Origin of the sequence: Serratia sp. CY83965 (assembly GCF_052166375.1) — a bacterium.
Taxonomy (GTDB): domain Bacteria; phylum Pseudomonadota; class Gammaproteobacteria; order Enterobacterales; family Enterobacteriaceae; genus Serratia; species Serratia marcescens.
Window position 1 is genome coordinate 1,507,449 of record NZ_JBJNOV010000001.1, and the last position, 18,471, is coordinate 1,525,919.

At 56.1% G+C, this 18,471-nt stretch carries 12 protein-coding genes; 4 read left to right on the forward strand and 8 right to left on the reverse strand.

The window, feature by feature from the left end:
• Window positions 1-88: 88 nt before the first annotated feature.
• Both fecR and fecI read right to left on the reverse strand, forming a co-directional pair.
• Window positions 89-1,045, reverse strand: coding sequence for a ferric citrate uptake sigma factor regulator FecR (gene fecR, locus ACJ8PL_RS07630; RefSeq protein ID WP_016927856.1), 957 nt, complete (start codon window positions 1,043-1,045; stop codon window positions 89-91).
• Complete coding sequence (gene fecI / locus ACJ8PL_RS07635; protein ID WP_016927855.1) at window positions 1,042-1,566, reverse strand: ferric citrate uptake sigma factor FecI; 525 nt, start codon at window positions 1,564-1,566, stop codon at window positions 1,042-1,044. The genes fecR and fecI overlap by 4 nt, the downstream gene beginning before the upstream one ends.
• A gap of 427 nt (window positions 1,567-1,993) precedes the next feature.
• Here fecI and guaD point away from each other — a divergent pair, with 427 nt between their 5' ends.
• Window positions 1,994-3,310: a guanine deaminase gene (gene guaD / locus ACJ8PL_RS07640; protein ID WP_016927854.1), complete on the forward strand. Its 1,317-nt coding sequence runs from the start codon at window positions 1,994-1,996 to the stop codon at window positions 3,308-3,310.
• On the opposite strand, the gene ACJ8PL_RS07645 is transcribed toward guaD, so the two are convergent.
• A complete protein-coding gene (locus tag ACJ8PL_RS07645; protein WP_442531016.1) occupies window positions 3,292-4,458 on the reverse strand; it encodes an MFS transporter in 1,167 nt (388 codons plus the stop codon). The genes guaD and ACJ8PL_RS07645 overlap by 19 nt on opposite strands.
• 103 nt (window positions 4,459-4,561) lie before the next feature.
• On the opposite strand from ACJ8PL_RS07645, the gene ACJ8PL_RS07650 reads away from it, so the two are divergent.
• The 3 genes from ACJ8PL_RS07650 to ACJ8PL_RS07660 all read left to right on the forward strand — a co-directional run bounded on the left by ACJ8PL_RS07650 (window position 4,562) and on the right by ACJ8PL_RS07660 (window position 9,292).
• The gene (locus tag ACJ8PL_RS07650; protein ID WP_442531018.1) at window positions 4,562-5,476 is read left to right on the forward strand and encodes a LysR family transcriptional regulator; all 915 of its coding nucleotides are present in this window, start codon (window positions 4,562-4,564) and stop codon (window positions 5,474-5,476) included.
• A gap of 437 nt (window positions 5,477-5,913) precedes the next feature.
• Window positions 5,914-7,200: an HlyD family secretion protein gene (locus tag ACJ8PL_RS07655; protein ID WP_016927851.1), complete on the forward strand. Its 1,287-nt coding sequence runs from the start codon at window positions 5,914-5,916 to the stop codon at window positions 7,198-7,200.
• Complete coding sequence (locus tag ACJ8PL_RS07660) at window positions 7,193-9,292, forward strand: peptidase domain-containing ABC transporter (RefSeq protein WP_016927850.1); 2,100 nt, start codon at window positions 7,193-7,195, stop codon at window positions 9,290-9,292. The genes ACJ8PL_RS07655 and ACJ8PL_RS07660 overlap by 8 nt, the downstream gene beginning before the upstream one ends.
• Window positions 9,293-9,478: 186 nt before the next feature.
• Here the strand turns inward: ACJ8PL_RS07660 and ACJ8PL_RS07665 are convergent, their stop codons facing one another.
• From ACJ8PL_RS07665 to ACJ8PL_RS07685, 5 genes are all read right to left on the reverse strand, one after another.
• The gene (locus tag ACJ8PL_RS07665) at window positions 9,479-9,766 is read right to left on the reverse strand and encodes a hypothetical protein (protein ID WP_025302730.1); all 288 of its coding nucleotides are present in this window, start codon (window positions 9,764-9,766) and stop codon (window positions 9,479-9,481) included.
• Window positions 9,767-9,808: 42 nt separating this feature from the next.
• Entirely contained in the window at window positions 9,809-9,976 is a 168-nt protein-coding gene (locus tag ACJ8PL_RS07670) for a hypothetical protein (protein ID WP_016927849.1), read from the reverse strand.
• A gap of 24 nt (window positions 9,977-10,000) precedes the next feature.
• Window positions 10,001-10,261: a hypothetical protein gene (locus ACJ8PL_RS07675; protein WP_016927848.1), complete on the reverse strand. Its 261-nt coding sequence runs from the start codon at window positions 10,259-10,261 to the stop codon at window positions 10,001-10,003.
• Between the two features lie 244 nt (window positions 10,262-10,505).
• Window positions 10,506-14,651 carry a non-ribosomal peptide synthetase gene (locus ACJ8PL_RS07680; RefSeq protein WP_442531019.1) on the reverse strand — a complete coding sequence of 1,382 codons (4,146 nt, stop codon included), beginning with the start codon at window positions 14,649-14,651 and terminating at the stop codon, window positions 10,506-10,508.
• Window positions 14,651-18,457, reverse strand: coding sequence for an AMP-binding protein (locus tag ACJ8PL_RS07685; RefSeq protein WP_442531020.1), 3,807 nt, complete (start codon window positions 18,455-18,457; stop codon window positions 14,651-14,653). The genes ACJ8PL_RS07680 and ACJ8PL_RS07685 overlap by 1 nt, the downstream gene beginning before the upstream one ends.
• Window positions 18,458-18,471 lie beyond the last annotated feature (14 nt).

The following is an 18,471-nucleotide window of genomic DNA, read 5'->3' on the forward strand; positions in this document are numbered from 1 at the left end:
ATTGCTGCAGTGTTTTCCTGGGAGTCGGATGAGCAAAGCAAAAGGGACAATCAAGAATGCGATTTTTTATCATTTTCATTTAAAAAATTCAGGCGGAGACGATTTGCAGCCAATAGCGGGTAAAGCTCTGCAGGCGAACCGGCAGCGTCTGGCTGAGCAGGGCGAGGGCGCGATCGGTATCGTTGAGCGGGAAACTGCCGCTGACGCGCAGGCCGGCAACGGCCGGATCGCAACTCAGGTGGCCGCGCCGGTAGCGCGCCAGTTCGGCGATCACCCGGTCCAGCCGCCACTGGCTGACGCTCAGCACGCCGCGCAGCCAGCCGTCCTCCTGCACGGCGGGGTGTTTGTCGCCGAAGGCCGTCGCGCTGAAGCTGATCTGTTCACCGGCGTTCACCCGGCGCTGTTGTTGCGCGTTTTGCGCCAGCTGCGCCTCGACCGCATGCTCCAGCACTGTCAGGCGCGTTTCGCCGTCGCTCTCGCGCACCAAAAAACGGGTGCCGAGCGCGCGCATCGCCCCCTGCGGGCTTTGCACCCACAGCGGCCGGGGATCGCGTCCGGTAACCAGGCTGATTTCCCCGGCGTGCAGGCGGATCAGCCGTTGGCGATCGTCGTAATGCACGTCCACCGCGCTGGCGGTGTTCAGCACCAGCTGGGTGCCGTCGCTTAACACAATGGGTTTGATTTCACCGGTGGCGGTGCGGTAGTCGGCGCGCAGCTCCCGGCCGAGCGGCGACTGGTAAAGGAGGCCGCCGCCGCCCACGCCGAGCAACAGCAGCAGGCTTTTCAGTAGGGTGCGGCGGTCGATCGCGGATTGGCGGCCGGCGCGATCGAGCGCGCGATAGCTGAATTTGCCCGGTACGCCCTGCAGCTGGCTCTGCAACGCTTCGACGCGCTGCCAGGCCCAGCGGTGATCGTCATGCTGCTGGTGCCAGGCTTGCCACTGTTGGCGCTGGCGTTCGGTGACGCGCTCGTCGCACAGCAGGGCATACCAGTGTGCGGCCATTTTCAGCGCCTGGCGCTGCTCGGGGGTGATGGCGTTGCTCATGAATAAACGTCGTTTTCGAGGCTGAACAGCAGGCAATGCTCGGTGGCTTTGGCCATGTATTTTTTAACCGAGCTGACCGAAACGCCGAGGCGCGCGGCGATGTCCGCATAGCCCAGGCCTTCGAGCTGCGACAACAGAAAGGCCTGTTTTACCTTCGGCCCCAGGCCGTCGAGCATGGCGTCGATCTGCTGCAGGCTGTCCAGCAGGCTCTGGCGCTGCTCCGGCGACGGGACGTAGCCTTCCGGGATCAGCGCCAGCATCTCCAGATAGGCGCGCTCCAGCGTTCTGCGGCGGAACAGATCGACCATCACCCGCTTGGCGACGGTGACCAGAAAATCTTTCGGCTCGCGCAGGGTCGCCGCGGCGTCGCCTTTCAGCAGGCGCATAAAGGTGTCCTGCGCCACATCGTCCGCATCGAACGCGCAGCCCAAGCGCCGGCGCAGCCATCCCTGCAACCAGGCGTGATGGGTGGCGTAGAGGCGCGACAGCGCGGCGTGCGGGGCAGAAGCGGTGGCGGACATGATTTTCGCATTGCTGGTCAAAAAGATGCGCGGATGATAATTGAGAATAGTTATCGTTTCAAGTTTGGCGGTTGTCCTCAGGCCGAGATTCAACCCCCAGGCGCGGTGTTGAAAATAAGCCGTACGCCGTGAAGATATTCGCTTGCTCATTCAAGGTGCAGCGGCGCGGTGTTATTTTGGCAGGCAAACGGTTGCTATTGATCTGCCGGCGAAGCGCGACGTTTGCTTTATTCTTTTTTGCCGGTCAACTCCCCTTGGTTAATTAATATCACTTTGTTCTTTAAGGGATAATGTATTTTACGCCGTCAGCTGGCACGCGGCTTGCTATGCTTAAGCCGGTCTTGGCGTTTGGGCGACAAAGGCATTGTTTCATCGGCGCAGGTTATTACGCGGGTGAGGTGGGCCGGTCGCGACAAGGAAGAAAATAATGGCACTGCAATTCACCACGGCTATTCGTGGCAATTTTTTTGATATCTCAGCCTGTGTAGAGGCGCCGCAACAGCTTGAGGAACGCTTGCGGCATATTCCCGACGGTTTACTGCTGCTGAACGACGGCGTCATCGTCTGGTTCGGCAGCTGGCGGCAGGGCGAGGCGCTGCTGCCGCCGGGTTTCACGGTCACGGAGTATCGCGACAAACTGATCGTGCCGGGGTTTATCGACACCCACATCCACTATCCGCAAACCGAAATGATTGGCGCCTATGGCGATCAACTGCTGGACTGGTTAAACAATTACACCTTCCCGACCGAAAGCCGTTACGACTGTGAGCAGCACGCCGACGCGATGTCGGCCTTCTTTCTGCGGGAGTTGCTGAGTAACGGCACCACCACCGCGCTGGTGTTCGGTACCGTGCATCCGCGGTCGGTCGATGCGCTGTTCAGCCAGGCGGCAGCGCTGAACATGCGCCTGATCGCCGGCAAGGTGATGATGGATCGCCATGCGCCGGAGGCGCTGCTGGAAACGCCGGCGCAGAGTTACCGCCAGACGCGCGAACTGATCGAACGTTGGCACGGCAAAGGCCGCCTCGGTTACGCCATTACGCCGCGCTTTGCGCCCACCAGTACGCCGGCGCTGCTGGCGCAGGTGCAGCGGCTGCGTGAAGAATATCCCGACGTTTGGCTGCAGACGCACCTGAGCGAGAACCCGCAGGAAGTGGCCTGGGTAAAAGCGCTGTTCCCGCAGCACCGCAGCTATCTGGATGTTTACCACCGCTACGGCATGACCGGCGATAAAAGCGTATTCGCCCATTGCCTGCATCTGGAGGAGCAGGAGTGGGACTGCCTGTGCGAGACCCGCTCGGCAATTGCCTTTTGTCCCACCTCCAACCTGTTTCTCGGCAGCGGGCTGTTTGACCTGCAGCAGGCCTGGCGCAAGCGGGTGAAGCTCGGCATCGGCACCGACGTGGGGGCCGGCACCACCTTCAATATGCTGCGCACGTTAGGCGAGGCGTACAAGGTCGGCCAGCTGCAGCATTACCGGCTCTCCGCCGTAGAAGCGTTCTACCACGCCACCCTGGGCGGCGCCCGCGCGCTGGCGCTGGACGACAAAATCGGCAACTTCAACGTCGGCAAAGAGGCGGATTTCGTGGTGCTCGATCCGGCGGTGACGCCGCTGCAGCAGCTGCGCTACGCCAACAGCGCCACGTCTGCGGAGCAAGGGTTCGTACTGATGACCCTGGGAGACGATCGTAACATTTATCGCACCTATGTGAATGGTAAGGTGGTTTATGAGGCGTCGCGCTGACGCAGCCGCGCCTGCAGCCAAACGCTGAGCGGCGCGACGGCGATGGCGCTCAGCGCACACAGCCATAACAGACGTTGCAAACTGAGCGGGGTGAGGCCGCCGCTCAGCAGCGTGGAGGAGAGCAAGAAGGCCACCGTGGCGCTCAGGTGTATCAGGGCGGTTTGCAGCGTGCCGAAGGCGGCGCGTTGCCGATTGTCCGGCCAGCGCATGCTCAGGGAAGAGATCGCCACCAGCCGCGCATAGGCCGCCGCGAGAAACGCGACCATGAACAGTTCACCGCGATCGCCACCGCGCGCCGCCAGCCACAGGCTGCCCAGCAGCAACAGCGTGGCGCCCACCGTCAGCGTCACGGCGCCAACGCGTTGCAGCCAGCGGCCCGCCAGCACGGTCGCCAGATAGCCGGCCACGCCGCCGATGAGAAACAGCCAGGACAAATGCGCGTTTGCCACCTGTAGCCGCTGGGTGAGCAGCGGCGCCAGCACCGGGATCAGCAGCATCGGGCTGAACTGTGTCAGGCCGGCGGCGGAGGCGAACAGCAACAGCCGGCGATCGAGCGTGACGGGCGCGGCAGCCTGTGGCTGCGGCGCATCCTTGGGAACAAACAGCGCCACCAATACGGCCGCCAGCAGACACAGCCCGCCGATAGCCGCCAGCGCGGCGCGCCAGCTTGCCACTTCGCACAGGTACAGCATGCCCGGCATGCCGACAATGCTCACCAACGAAAAGGACGCGATCACCGTCGCCAGCATTCGGCCGTGCAGCGCGGCAGGCGCGGCGTTGAGCAGCAGGCCGATCCCGACGCCCATCGTAGTGCCGCCCAACAGCCCGGCCAGCAGCCGCAGCGCCAACAACCAGTAAAACTGCTGGGTTGTGGCGATCAATAAGGTGGTCACGCCCAGCAGCGTGACGTTGAGCATCAGAAAGTGCCGCTTCTCAACGCCGCCGATCCAGAAAAATGCGCCGATGCCGGAAATCACCGCCGCCAGCGTATAGGCCGCGCTGACATAGCCGGCGAAGCTGACGGGCACGGAAAAATCGCCGGCCATGTAGATGAATATCGGGTTGAATACCATGTATTCCAGGGCATTGGTGAACTGAGTAAAGGCGATGACCAGCGCTATCGCCGTCAGCTTTCTCGCGGGTGTCATAAGCATCCATGGGTTGCAGAGTCAGGCCGGCAGTGTAGCGCTTGGCGTTGATCGGGATTAGATGGTAGAAATGGCATGGTTTGTTATCAAATCAGGGATAATCATGCGCGATAAATTGGATTTAAACCTGTTACGCATTTTCGTGGCGGTGGTGGAGCAAGGCAGCTTCGTCGGGGCGGCGCGGGCGCTGGCGATGCCAACCTCCAACGTCAGCCGCTATATCTCTCAGTTGGAGCGCCAGCTTGAGCAGCGGTTGATCGAACGCAGCACCCGCTCGATGCGGCTGACGCCGAACGGCCAGTTGCTGCATGAACGCACCCAGCCGCTGCTGGCGTCGCTGGAACACACCGCGCAAACCCTCAGCGAGCGGCAGCAACAGCTGCGCGGGCCGCTGCGCCTGTGCGTGCCCAATGAAGTTGGGCCATACCTGTTGGGCGAGCCGCTGGCGGCGTTCGCCCTGCAGCATCCGCAGATCGAAATCAGCTGCGTGACCAACCTGGCGGGTATGACGTCGCTGCTCGACGATGTCGATCTGGCGGTGATGATCAGCCGGGGCATGCTGGACGACAGCGACTATGTCGCGCAGCCGCTGGCGTCTTTCCCCTGCATCGTGGTGGCCGCCCCGGCGCTGCTGGCGCAGTGGCCGCCGTCGTCGGAGATTGAGCAATTCACGCAATCGCCCTGTATCAGCACGGTGGATGCGCTGAAGGGGATGCCATGGCAGTTCGTCCGCCCGGACGGCAAGTTCGTTACCGTCCCGGTCAATGCGCGCTATCGCGTCAACAGCGGGGAGATGGCGCTGAAGGCGGCCTTGGCCGGCGTGGGGTTCGCCATGCTTTCCGAGCTCGGCTGCCGGCCGTTTCTGGCCGACGGGCGATTGGTTGAGGTGCCGCTGACGTTGCCGCCGGCGCCGCTGCAGCTGTATGCCGTTTACCCCGGCCGCCGTTATCTGCCGGCCAAAACGCGCGCGCTGCTGACCTTTCTGATACAGAAGGTCGGCGAGGCGGCTCACGTCTAATCACTTGTTTTTGCTCAAACTGCCAACTGCCCTAAGCTAGGAGGTGACTCAGAGGGAGCCATTCCCCGAGACCTTATTCCGTGAACATGGAGGCGTTTCGATTTGATGCGTTTATCCACATTGCTGCTCGATCCGGCGGTCACGCCGCTGCATATTACATATGGCGAGAGATAGAATGAATAGCGTTATTTGATTAGGAGGCTCTTTATTGGTTTTTTATCGATATGCATAGTGATATACGGCTATGTGGCTGGGTAAGTGCGTAAAAAACATTGCATTTCTTCGGAACGCCCGATATCATAATGAGAATAATTATCTTTACGATATCGCTAATTAAAAACAACAGACCTGTTTTAATCTCTGCTGCTGTTTTTCGATATGCTTCCGCATTTTACGAGCCAAGGCTGGCTTGAATTTTATTTCTGGAAAGGGATGTCATGCGTGATTTGTTTCGACAGGAAGCCACGGATCATCAGCGGGCGAAATGGGCGGGTAAGGCTTTATTGATAAACGGCTTGCCTGCCTGGTGCTTTGGTCTTTTATCGTTTTTATTTATTCTTGTTTTCCTCTCTTTTCTTATATTCAGTCATTATACACGCCGCATTAATGTTTATGGTGAAATCACCACCTTCCCCCGCTCAGTCAACGTGTTTGCGCCCCAACAGGGTTTTATCTCGGAACGCTTCGTCGAAGTGGGGGATGTGGTTAAAAAAGGCCAGCGTCTTTATCAGATTGATGTCAGCCGAGTGACGGATAACGGGAAAGTGAGCGCCAATACGCGCCTGGCGCTTGAAAACCAGTTAAAACATGTCGACAGCATCATTCTAAAGTTGCAAGACAACAAGCGTATGACGCTGGAAAATCTACGCGCGCAAAAAAAACAGTATGAATTGGCGCATATGCAGTCCAAACAGCTGTTGGATAATGCACGAGAGGGGGTGGCATTTGCTCAGGACAACATGCGTTCCTATAAGGAATATCAGCAACGCGGTCTGATTACCAAAGATCAGCTTAGCGGGCAAACCTATTCATTTTATCAACAACAAAGTCTGTTCCAAAACCTGCATAGTCAACACATTCAGGAGTCGTTGCAAATTACGAATTTGGAAAGTGACATCGTTACGCGCGCGGCAGATTTCGATAACCAAATTTCGCAGTACCAGTTTCAGCGCAATGATTTGCAACGGCAGTTAGCGGAAGCCGATGCCAGCGGCGCATTGATCGTGAATGCCCCAAGCGATGGCCGCATTGAGTCTCTCAGCGTTACGCCGGGTCAGATGGTCAATAGCGGTGACAGCTTGGTACAGATTATTCCACGTAATGGCGCGATTTATCAGCTAGTTTTATGGTTGCCGAACACCAGTGTGCCTTATGTTTCAGCGGGGGACGGCATTAACATTCGCTATGACGCTTTCCCTTATGAGAAGTTCGGTCAGTTTCCCGGCAGAATAGAAAGCATCGCTTATGTACCGGCCTCCATTCAAGAAATGTCAACTTACAGCAGTTCTCCCGTGCATCAACCCAGCGCGCAAACGGCATCTTTTTACAAGGTGACCGTTTCCCTGGATAAAACGCATATCAGTTACCAGGGCAAAGCGTTGCAGCTCACTAACGGCATGCGGGCTCAATCCACGCTGTTTCTGGAAGAAAGGCCTCTATATCAATGGATGTTCTCACCTTTCTACGATATGAAAAACAGCCTGATGGGGCCAATCAATGACTGAATCTTATTTAGACGCGCTAAAGGGCAAACTCAATTTGTCGCTGCGCCGCAAAGTGCCGCAGATCCTGCAAACTGAAGCCTCGGAATGCGGGCTGGCCAGTTTAGCGATGGTATGCCATTACCATGGTTTGCAAATTGATCTGTTTAATCTGCGCAGCCGCTACGGCTTTTCTTCACGCGGGGCGACGCTTTCCGCGTTGATTGACATCGCGAGCGCACTCAAGCTGCAATCCAGAGCGTTATCGCTGAATATCGATGAGCTTAAAGCGTTGAAAATGCCCTGTATTCTGCATTGGGACATGAAGCATTTCGTGGTGCTTGTCAGTGTCAGCCGAGGGCGGGCGGTGATCCATGATCCTGCCTTTGGCCGTAAAGTGCTGGAGTTGCATGAACTGTCGCGGCATTTTACCGGCGTAGCGCTTGAGCTATGGCCAGACAGTGAATTTCAGCCGATCAAACAGCAAAGCAGATTGCGCTTTCGTAAGCTGATGAGCAATGTGCGCGGCCTTAAGGGAGCCTTGCTAAAGATCTTCTGTCTGTCGATCGTGATTGAAGCGGTTAATCTGCTGTTGCCCGTTGGTACGCAGTTGGTCATGGACCATGTGATTTTGGCCGGCGATCATGATCTTTTAGCGCTGATTTGTATAGGATTGCTGTTCTTTATTTTATTCCGCACTGGCGTATCCATGTTGCGCTCGTGGATCTCTATCGTCATGGGCGCGTTGATAGACGTGCAATGGAAGGCGGGAGTGTTTGATCATCTGATGAAATTGCCGCTTTCCTTCTTTGAGAAGCGCAAGTTGGGTGATATTCAATCCCGTTTCGGCTCATTGGATACGATAAGAGCGACTTTCACTACCAGCATCGTCAGCAGCATTATTGATGGCATCATGTCTGTCGGGGTCTTTGTCATGATGCTGCTCTATGGCGGCTGGTTAGTTTGGGTGGTGCTCGGCTTTACGGCGATATACGTCATTCTCAGGCTATCGACTTATCAACATTATCGGCAGCTGTCGGAAGAGCAGTTGGTGAAGGGCGCGCGGGCCGGGTCTCATTTCATGGAGACGTTATATAGCATCAGTACGTTAAAGGCGTTGGGGTTATCTGAAACCCGTTCACAGTATTGGCTGAATCTAAACGTAGAAACGATCAATGCGGGTATCAAGCTGACCAAGTTAAACATGATGTTTGGCGGTTTGGGGGCGTTTATTGCCACCTGCGATCAGGTGATCATCCTTTGGCTCGGCGCGGCATTGGTCATAGACAATCAAATGACGATCGGCATGTTTATCGCGTTTAACGCCTACCGTGGGCAGTTCTCGGAGCGTGCCAGCAGCTTGATCGACATGATGCTTCAGCTGCGAATGTTAAGCTTGCACAATGAAAGGGTGGCGGACATTGTGCTTTCGTCACCGGAACCGCAAATGCCCGCGCGTCAGCTCTTCACAAAAGGCAACGCCGCAGAGCTTCAGGTGCGGAATCTGCGCTACCAGTATGATCGTTTGGCGAAACCCATTATCACGGATTTGAATCTCAGCATTGCTGCGGGAGAAAGCGTGGCGATTGTCGGCCCCTCCGGCGTGGGTAAAACCACATTGATGAAGTTAATGTGTGGGTTGCTGTCGCCGGATGAAGGGGCCGTGCTGGTCGATGGTATGGATATCAGCAACATTGGCGTTAATAATTATCGCCAATGTATCGCTTGCGTGCTGCAGGATGACAAGCTGCTGGCGGGATCTATCGCTGAAAATATTTCAGGATTTGACGCCGAAATGGATCTGAAACGTATTGAGGCGTGCGCACGGCGTTGCAATATGCATGATGATATTCAAAACATGCCGATGGGCTACGAAACATTGATCGGCGAATTGGGGGGAAGCCTTTCTGGCGGACAGAAACAGCGTTTATTGATAGCCCGTGCGCTCTATCGTCGCCCCAGCATTCTGTTTATGGACGAAGCGACCAGCCACCTGGATCTCGATAATGAAACACATATTAACCGCGCTATTTCACAACTGAACATTACCCGCGTGATTATTGCGCACCGTCCATCGACGATTGCCTCTGCGGATAGAGTCATTCAACTCGGGTAACGTCAGCTTCGCTTCACCTGACTTCTTCATCTCGACATTTTCGCTACGCCAACCGCGTTGCTCACCCTGTGGTGGGCCCATGACAAAAAGGGTTATCATAACGATAACCCTGGCATGAAATGACGCTTTAGGCGCTGAAGCCAACGTTAACCGGGGAGGTCAGCCGTGTGGCTTGCAGGGCCCCGATCAGTTCGAATCGGTATTGTTGTTGTTTCCCCACATGGTACCGCCGCCGTTGCTCCCGCCCCAGGGAATGCCTGATGGGCCAACAGAGCCGGGGGCACGATCGCCGGTGACATAGTTACCGACAGCACCGCCGACAATGGTGCCGACAACGCCGCCCGCCACGCCACCGATAGAGCCGATGCCACCGCCGATCGCTGCGCCGACAGTTTCCGCGGAAACCGTCAATGTACCGCTGCGATCTCCTGCACCGGAAATGATTGAACATTCTTCAGAGGTAAGATTGCGCATATTTGCTCCTTAATCATTAAATTTTCAAATAAGCCACGTTTATCATGCCGAGCGCTGCCCGCGATCGCTATTGAGCAATTTATGCGTGCCGATAACGGCAACGGCGATAAGGGCGTATTTCAAGAAGCGATTGAGGGTGAAATAATCCGCAATCGTGCCAGCAACAAGCCCAATTAAAATGGCGAACAATACAATAAGTGACTTTTTCATATGATGAACACGAATCTTCCTGTATTAGTTACTGTCGGCAGGATTGTTCGTCGATGTTTGTTTATTGCCACCCAACATGGATTCCACCATTTTGCCAGCGGTATAGGCGGCACCACCGATAACGGCACCGGCAACAGCGCCTGGGCCGGCACCGACACCGCCAGCCATGGCGCCGGTCATCGCTCCACCAACCGCGCCGGCAGCGACGGCCCCGCCCAGTTCCGCATAGCTGAAATCCCCAGCGGCTGCGATAAAGTTCACTTCATTAATCGTAAGTTCTCTCATAACGACTTCCTTATATTATTGGTTTTTGGTTTTTGCAGTTTTCCGATACCAGAAAAATGCCACTAGCAAGGTTGAAAAGATAAAGGATTGAATGATTGTGCTGGTAAACCTCCTGTCTTCGGAAAAAAATAACGAATAAAAAATATCCATGAATGTGTAGTAAAAGCAGAACAAAAAAATCCAACTGCTGGGTAATTTCATCAGTGCCTCGATAGGTTTGAATGGCCAGGGGTATCTTCTCGCGTTATTCCAATGATGTGGACAACGCGCGCAGCATCCGCGACAGCGCTCGAAGAAGTTGAGCGTTGTTTAAAATGCTGTAATGCGTTTCTGCACAATAATTGAGTTGAACGTCATGAGAGGATTGCTTCTCCCAGCGTTGTGCAAGATTGGGGTGTTTACGCTGACGTTGCTGGCTGAGCCAAAGCGTCAGCGGTATCGCTATCTGTGGCAGAGGGCCGGCGTTGTTCGTCAGATCAAAGGATTTTTTCAGCGCCCAACAAAAGGCTTCGGCATGTTCCAGCGTGATCTTCTCCGCAAGCACGCTCTGATTCAGCGCATAGTGCATTTTTATCTCGTTGGCGAAGCTGTCTATCGCATTCGTTTCTTGATGCCGACACAAATGACGCGCAATACCGAGAGAGTCGAACAGACTGAGGTAACTTTGCGCCACGCTGAAACCTCGATTCACTGAGGGTTGCTGGGCGGGCAAACCGCTGTCGATAAGCACCGCATGCGCAAAGGGCGCGCCTTGTTCCGTGGCCTGCGCCGCCATATGGACAGCTAATTGGCCGCCCAATGACCAGCCGGCGATAACGGCAGTGTCGCGTTTGGCACGCGGTATGGCCGCCAAATGGGAGGCGGCCAATCGCTGCAGGGTGAGTGTGTCGTCTGCGCCTGGCGCGGCCAACCCCGGGCTGGCGATGGTGATGATGTTGGCGCAGGCGTAAAGTTGTTTTGTCCACTTTGCATATTGATGCACCTGGCCACCGGCACCATGCACCAAATACAAGGTGGGCAGAGAGGGGCGATGGGCTGCGCCGGACAATATCGATAACGGCAAGGGCGCGTTATCGCGCAGACGCTCGGCAAGTTTATCGAGCTGTGAGTAACCAAGGATTTCCGCCAGGGTTAATTCCACATTAAGGGCACGCTTGATGTTACCCAAAAACGTGATGCCGGAAAGCGAGCTGCCGCCATTGCTGAAGAAGCTGGCATAGGGGTCGATCTTGTCTGGAGCACAGCCTAACGTATCCGCCAACAACTCACGTAGCAGCATGAGTTCCGCGGACGCGGCGGGAACAACATCGCTGGCCTGACTCCGTTCGGTGCCTGGCGATAGCAAGGTGCGATCCAATTTGCCGTTGCGTGAAAGCGGGAAACGTTCAATAAGATGATAGTGGGATGGCGCCATATACGCGGGCAATGCGGCCGTAACCTGCTCGCGTATTCTTTGCTCCGCCTGGATGCTGGCTTTCCCCGCCTCGGTCAATGTGAAATAGGCTTCCAGATACGGTGTGCCGTTCCGGGTTTCATCGCGACAGACGACGCACGCTTCAGCGACCAGTTCGCTGCTTTTGAGCGCGAATTCGACGTCACCCAATTCGACGCGAAAACCCTGCAGTTTCACCTGTTGGTCTTCGCGGCCGAGAAATTCGATGTAACCGCTGCGATGCCAACGGCCACGATCGCCGGTGCGGTACACGCGTTCTCCGGTGGTTGGGAGAAGAACAAAGCTGCCGGCGGTGGTTTGCCTATCGCGCCAATACTCGCGGGCAACGCCAACGCCACCGATATAAATGTCGCCGGTAACGCCGAAACCGCACGGCTCGAGTTTTTCATTCAACACCCACATGCTTTGATTCGGCAATGCGGTTCCATAGGGGATGGCGTTTCTGTAGTGCGTATCTCGTGTAAGCGGATGATAAATTGACCATATTGCCCCTTCGGTGGCACCGCCAAGGCTGGTGATGGTGGCGTTGGGGCAAAGCCGATGTGCTTCGGCGATCAGCCGCGGAGAGATACGATCGCCGCTCAGCCAGATATGCCGCAGTTGAGGCAGCGACAGGATGTTTTCTTGTGCGCAGTATTGCACCAGCATTTGCAAGATGGCGGGAACCGAGTTCCAGATGCTGATTTTCCGCTGGCGTATCGCATGTAGCCATGCTGACGGCTCTTTAGCGTCGTGCGGCGATAACACGGTTACCGATGCGCCGGCTAGCCAACTGCCGAACAGGTCATAGACAGATAAATCGAAGGCCAGGTCGGCGAGCGCCAATACGTTGTCACGATGTGAAACGTTAAACAGTTGATTCATGGTCAGCAAGGTATTGGTGACGGCGCCGTGTTCCATCGCCACGCCTTTTGGCGTGCCTGTCGTCCCCGATGTATAAATGACATAGGCGAGTGCTTCCGCTTCGCCTGGTGGGAAGGTTGCTGTGCCTGTGACAGGGGGAGAAAACAGCGCCTCCAGATCCTGAACGCGGGTTGTCTGCGGATAGCGGGCGCGATGGTGAGCCCGATTGCTCACAACCCAGGCGCAACCCGATATTCGCATAATGGCCGCTACGCGGGCATCCGGTAATCCTTCGGCCAACGGCAAGTAGGCGCGTCCGGCGAGGATCACGCCGAGCGCCGCAATAGCTTGATGAGCGCCGCGTGGAAGATCGATGGCGATGAGCGCGCCTGGGGCGGTATGGGCGTTCAGCCAATGCGCCACGAGGCCGGCGTGCCGCAATAGCCGATCGTAATGCCACACCTGATCTCCCTCGAACAACGCCGGGCGATCCCCATGCTGGTGGGCAGCACGTAACAGCCGATCGGAAAGAGGTTGCCGCAAGCATACCGGCATCGCCTGCCCGACGGAGAGCTGTCGCAATTGCCGGTTATCGGCCATTGGCGCCAGCGAATAGTGGTCGACGGCCCGCGAAGGATCGCAGGCAATTTGCTGCAACAGCAATGCGTAAGCTTGCGCCAATCCGTTAATACGCTCCGGCGTAAACAGCTTGGCGTTGTATTGCCACTCCAACTGAATGCCTTCTGCGCCGGAAATCACTTCCAGAACCAGATCAAACTTGGGCGGCGCATAGCGTCTTGGCAGGGTGTTAACCTGCGCGCCGCCAAGATTTAGCTCGTTGCTTTTGCGATGTTGGCAGACGAACATGATTTGAAAAATGGGGTGGAACTTGCCGCGCGTGGGCTTGAGTTGTTCAACCAGATAAGAGAAGGGCAATCCCTGATGTTTGAAAGCGCGCGCAAATTTATTCGCGTTCTTTTGCAGCAGCGCGGTGAAACTGTCGTCGCCAGTGATGATAAATTGGTGAGCGATCGTGTTGACGAAGCTGCCAACGGCGTCGTTTAACGTCGGCTCGTTCCTGTTGGCGATCGGGCTACCGATGACCACGCGATCCGTCGCCGATTCTCTGGCAATCAGTAACGCGAAGGCGGAGTGCAACAGCGTAAACAGCGTCGTACCGTTATGTTTGGCTAACTGGGCCAGGGCCGACTGCAGTTCGTTCGTCAGCGATGTTCTGACGATATTCTGTGTTTTGCCTGCCGCGGTGATGGCGATATCGTATTCAAGCGCGTGTTTTTCCGGCGCACCATCCAGTTCATCGCGCCAAAACGCCATGCTGTCATCGACATTGGCGACGGCGAGGAAAGGGTCTTCAAGATAGCGGAAAAACGCCTGGCCGTTGTCATAATGCCAATGCTCTTCGTACGCTTGATAGTCACGGCTCAGTTCATCCACCAGCAAATTGGCCGTCCAGCCGTCGACCACGCAATGGTGGAAGGTCAAGAACAGATAGTGGTGCTGCGCGCTCTTTCTCAAGATCCGGCAGCGCAGGGGATACTCAGCCGCGAGGTCAAACGGAATCGTACACTGGGCGTTAAGCGCCGCCAGCATATTTTCTTGCTGCTCTTCACTGTTCAGCCTGCTGATGTCCTCGAGGCTGTGTTCGAAAATGGTTTCATCAGGATGCACGATGTCAACGGTGATGGCTTCACCGTCTAGCCGGTAGCGGCCGCAAAGCGCACCGTGCCGCTTGAGCAGTTTTTTCAACGCGGCGAGCAAACGCTCGGGTTCAAAGGGCCCCAGGATCTCTTTAGCGATCGGAATGTTATACAGCGGGCTGTTCTTGGTGAAGTTTTCATACAGCCACAGGTATTGCCCCGCGTAGTGATTGACGGTGTAACAAGGCTTCTCCCCGGTGTGCCGCTCTGAATTGTCCGGCGTACAGACAGATAAAAATGCGGTGATGTCTTCCTGCACCGCACTGAGTGCGGCGGCGTCAACATGCTCGATGGTTTGGCGTCGAGGCGACAGCTCGCCGAATTTTGCTCCCTGTTTCGCCATTTCCATCAGATTGATCAAGCCGATGACGCTCATCAGTGCGCTCCTTCCATGTTGACGTCGATAGTTTTCGCTGTTCGACCGCTTTTATTCGGGCGTTTGTCGCTGTGGGCGGAAATCAAATTCAGCCAATGCGCTAAGCTACACAACTGCACTCCCGGGTTTCTCCGCTGCGCCATTGTGAAGGCGGCGCGATGGTCGATATTCTCCCCATCATCGAAACCGAAGATCCTCAGTACGCAGCCGTTCAATCGCTCATTGGCCGTATCGAACCGAATGTGCGGGAAATAACCCAGCCGCGCAGAGAGGGCTATCAACTCTGTAACGCCGGCGTCGACGGCTTGGCGGCGCGCATCGACTTTATGCAGCAACAGTAGTCGCTCATGCCGTAAATCGCGTAGCAGGCCTTGCGTGAGTCTGGCTCCGCCGGCCGTATCATGCATAAAGATCATGTGGTTAACTCGGCCGGGCAGGGTGTGCAGCAGGGCCGAAAGTGCATCAAGCCAACTGGCATATTGAGTGGCTTCGTTCGGTACGTTGAATATGGCCGCGTTCAGCGACCATTCAGCAGGCAACGGCAGCGCCTGCGGTGACAGAATGTCCACATCGCGTTTGTCGGCGAGGGCGGCCAATAAAAGCCGTTCATCTGTGCCTTCGGGAGATTGAATAAACAGCCTGCTGCTGGTCGGCGCCTCGGTTGATAGACAGCGGCCGATAGCGCAACGGATGTCCAGATGCTGCGGATCCAGACCATAGCGTGCATGGGCCAACTGCGTCAGGTGTCGGCAGAAATCGGCGAGTCTTGGATGTTCAAGAATGTCGCTCAGGTTCAGATCCAACCGACAGTGGGCGTTAAGCACGTTAATGATTTTTATGGCCTGCAGGGACTCGCCGCCGAGCGTGAAGAAGTCGCCATCGTCACTGCCCAGCGTCGCCAGCCAAACTTCATGCACCAGGGTGTTGAATGTCGTCGAACGCAACTCCCGTGTGGGTTCAGGCATCCGGGATTGTCTCTCCAGGGTGCGATAATCAATCTTGCCGTTAGCCAGTTTGACCAGCGGCGTTGGATGATGCACGAAGCGCTGAGGAATATGGGCATTGGGCAGTTCGCCGTACAGTGTGCGGCGCATTGCCTCACTGAGCGGCTGCCGGCTGTGATAATGCGCGTACAGTTCCGTTCCCGCGTCGCCGCTTTTGGCCAGTACGGCAATCTCGACAATGGAGGGCAAGCGGGCCAGACAGCTTTCTATCTCACCCATATTGACGCGCTGCCCGGCGATTTTCGCTTCACGAATTTTGCGGCCAAGGAACACCAACTGCCCATCTTGGCGCTGGCAGGCGATATCGCCGGTACGAAAGGCGGGCATGAGATGGCCGTTGGCCTCAAGGGTGACGAACTTTTCCGCGCTCAACGTTGGCTGATGCCAATATCCCAGGCCGACGGTCGCTCCGGCTATCAGTAATTCGCCGCTGCAGCCGAGCGGCAACGGCCTGAGATCCTCGCCGACGATCGCCGTGTATATACCATCCAGCGGTGTGCCTATCGTCACGGCGGCGCCATCGTTTTTGATTTCTGCGGCCGTCGCCACCACGGTTGTTTCGGTTGGGCCGTAGGAGTTGAATAACTTCCTGCCTTTGGGGTAGTGCGCGAACCAGCGTTCTTTGGCTCGTGGTGAAAGGCTTTCGCCGCCGATGATAACGGTAGTGACGGCCGGCGGTAGCGTCTGTTCACCACCGGAGGCGAACAGCATTTCATTAAAGTAGGCGGTCGGCAGATCCAACAGGCTGATTTGATGATCGTCGCAGAATGTGAAGAAAGCGGCAAAGCTGTGCTTGACGTTCTCGGGGGCGATACACAGGTGGGCGCCGGCCCCCAGCGTCATGAAAATTTCTTCGATGCAGGCATCGAAATGCAAGGGCGCAAATTGCAACACGCGTTCGTGCGGTTGAATGCCATAGCATTTTATCGCCGCATCGACAAAAACGTTGAGAGCATGTCGGGCGCCTATCACGCCTTTAGGCATTCCCGTCGAACCGGAGGTAAACATGATATAGCTGGTTCCGACCGGGAACGCCGGCGCCTCAGTCGATGTTTGCCGGCGAAACACGGTGAAGTGTGCGAAATCCGTCGGCATATTGAGTGTCGATGCGCGCCAATGCTCCAATGCGCCAGGCTCGGAATGAACGGAGGGACGCGTGCGATCGGTAATCAGGATAGCGTCGCTAAACTGTTCAAGCAGTTGACGGTAAGCCGCTCCATCCCCTTTGGCATTCAGGTTGACGAAGGGCATTTTCAATTGCAACGCAGCAAGCATGCAGAGGATGGCCTCCGGCCCTTGCGGCAAGTCGAGCAACAGTACGGTATGTGCGGCGCGAACGGGAGCCAGGACATCGGCCAGCGCACGCCACTGCTGCTGCAAAACGGCATAAGACAGCGTTCTGAGCGATGACGAAGCGTGTTCAGGCGTGAGGATCGCCGTGCGTTGCGGCGCTTGAACGACGGCACGATCGATACGCTGCATGATATCGACCACGTTGTCGTTGGCTGTTTTACCCAGCAGCGAGAGCGGGAAACGTTGTCGCAATGCCGCGACGGAAAGATTTTCTGGATCGTCGTACAGCAAGGTGCACAAGGTCTGTATCCCCTGGCTGTGCCGCACCAGACTGGCCGCATCGTAAAGCCCTGAGTCGGCATCGATCTCCAGCCGCAGCGTTTGGTTATCGAGATCGGGACGCATGTTGAAGACCAGATCCTGCGCGCCTCCTGAGCGTAAGTTACGAATTTCACTACGCTGAGCGGGAGAGAATGAGGCTGCCGCTTCAAAGGGAATGATATTGACCACGATGTTGAACAACGGCGAGCGGCTGGCGACGCTCCTCAGACTTTTTATCTCTTCGTAACGAAACGCTTGATGTTTCTTGAGTTGCTTGAGCGCGTGTTCAATGGTTTGCGCCAACTGTCGGCATGAGGCGGTGTCCTCAATATCGAGAGTCAAAGGAACAACGTTGGTCTTGCAGGTTAGCGCCTGCCTCGACAGGGCGTCTGTTCGCGCCATCATAGGGACGCCGATCGTTTGCTGCTTCTCGCCGGTACATAAGTACAAATACGCCATCACCGCTACAAAAGTGCGCGCCAGCCAAGAAGGATGTTCGGTTTGCAGCGCAAGGCACTCGGCAGGATAGGGCAACGACGTCACATGGCGGATGGTCTGTCCCGAGGGAATATTGGCGCAGGCTAATGTCATCGGGTCTGGCAGTGAGGCGCTGGCCGCTTGCCAAAAATGTCGGTCTGCTTGATAGGCGGCTGACTGTTTATACTCAGATTCAGCCCCGAGCAAGGCATCGATCGCCGGTACGTCTTGCGGTTGTTGTGTCTGGTCTCGGTAGGCCTGCGCCACTTGATGGATCAGCAAATAAGTGCCGTAACCATCAAGCAGCAGATGGTGGCTGCAGAAATACCACAGAAAGCGTTTCTCACCCAGCCTGATGATTTTTTGTCTGAATAACGGCGCCGCGTTCAGCGAGAAGGGGCGCTTAGCATCCGCTTCCATTAATTCGATAGCGGTGGCCATATCGTTGGCGCTCTGCGAAAGATCTACCCATTCCACTGAGATATTGGCGGTGACGGAATATTGATAAGGCGTGCCGTTATCCTCATCAAACAGAACGTGCAGCGTAGGGGTTTGGCTGACGACACGATGAATAGCACGTTTCATTCTTGCGATATCGAGAGTGTGATTTATTTCGACATATTCCGCGATATTATAGCTCGATTTGTCATCGCCGATCTTGGTGCCATAGTAAAATCCTGCCTGTGAATCCAGTAATTGATGTTTGCTCATTGCCTCATCCCTGA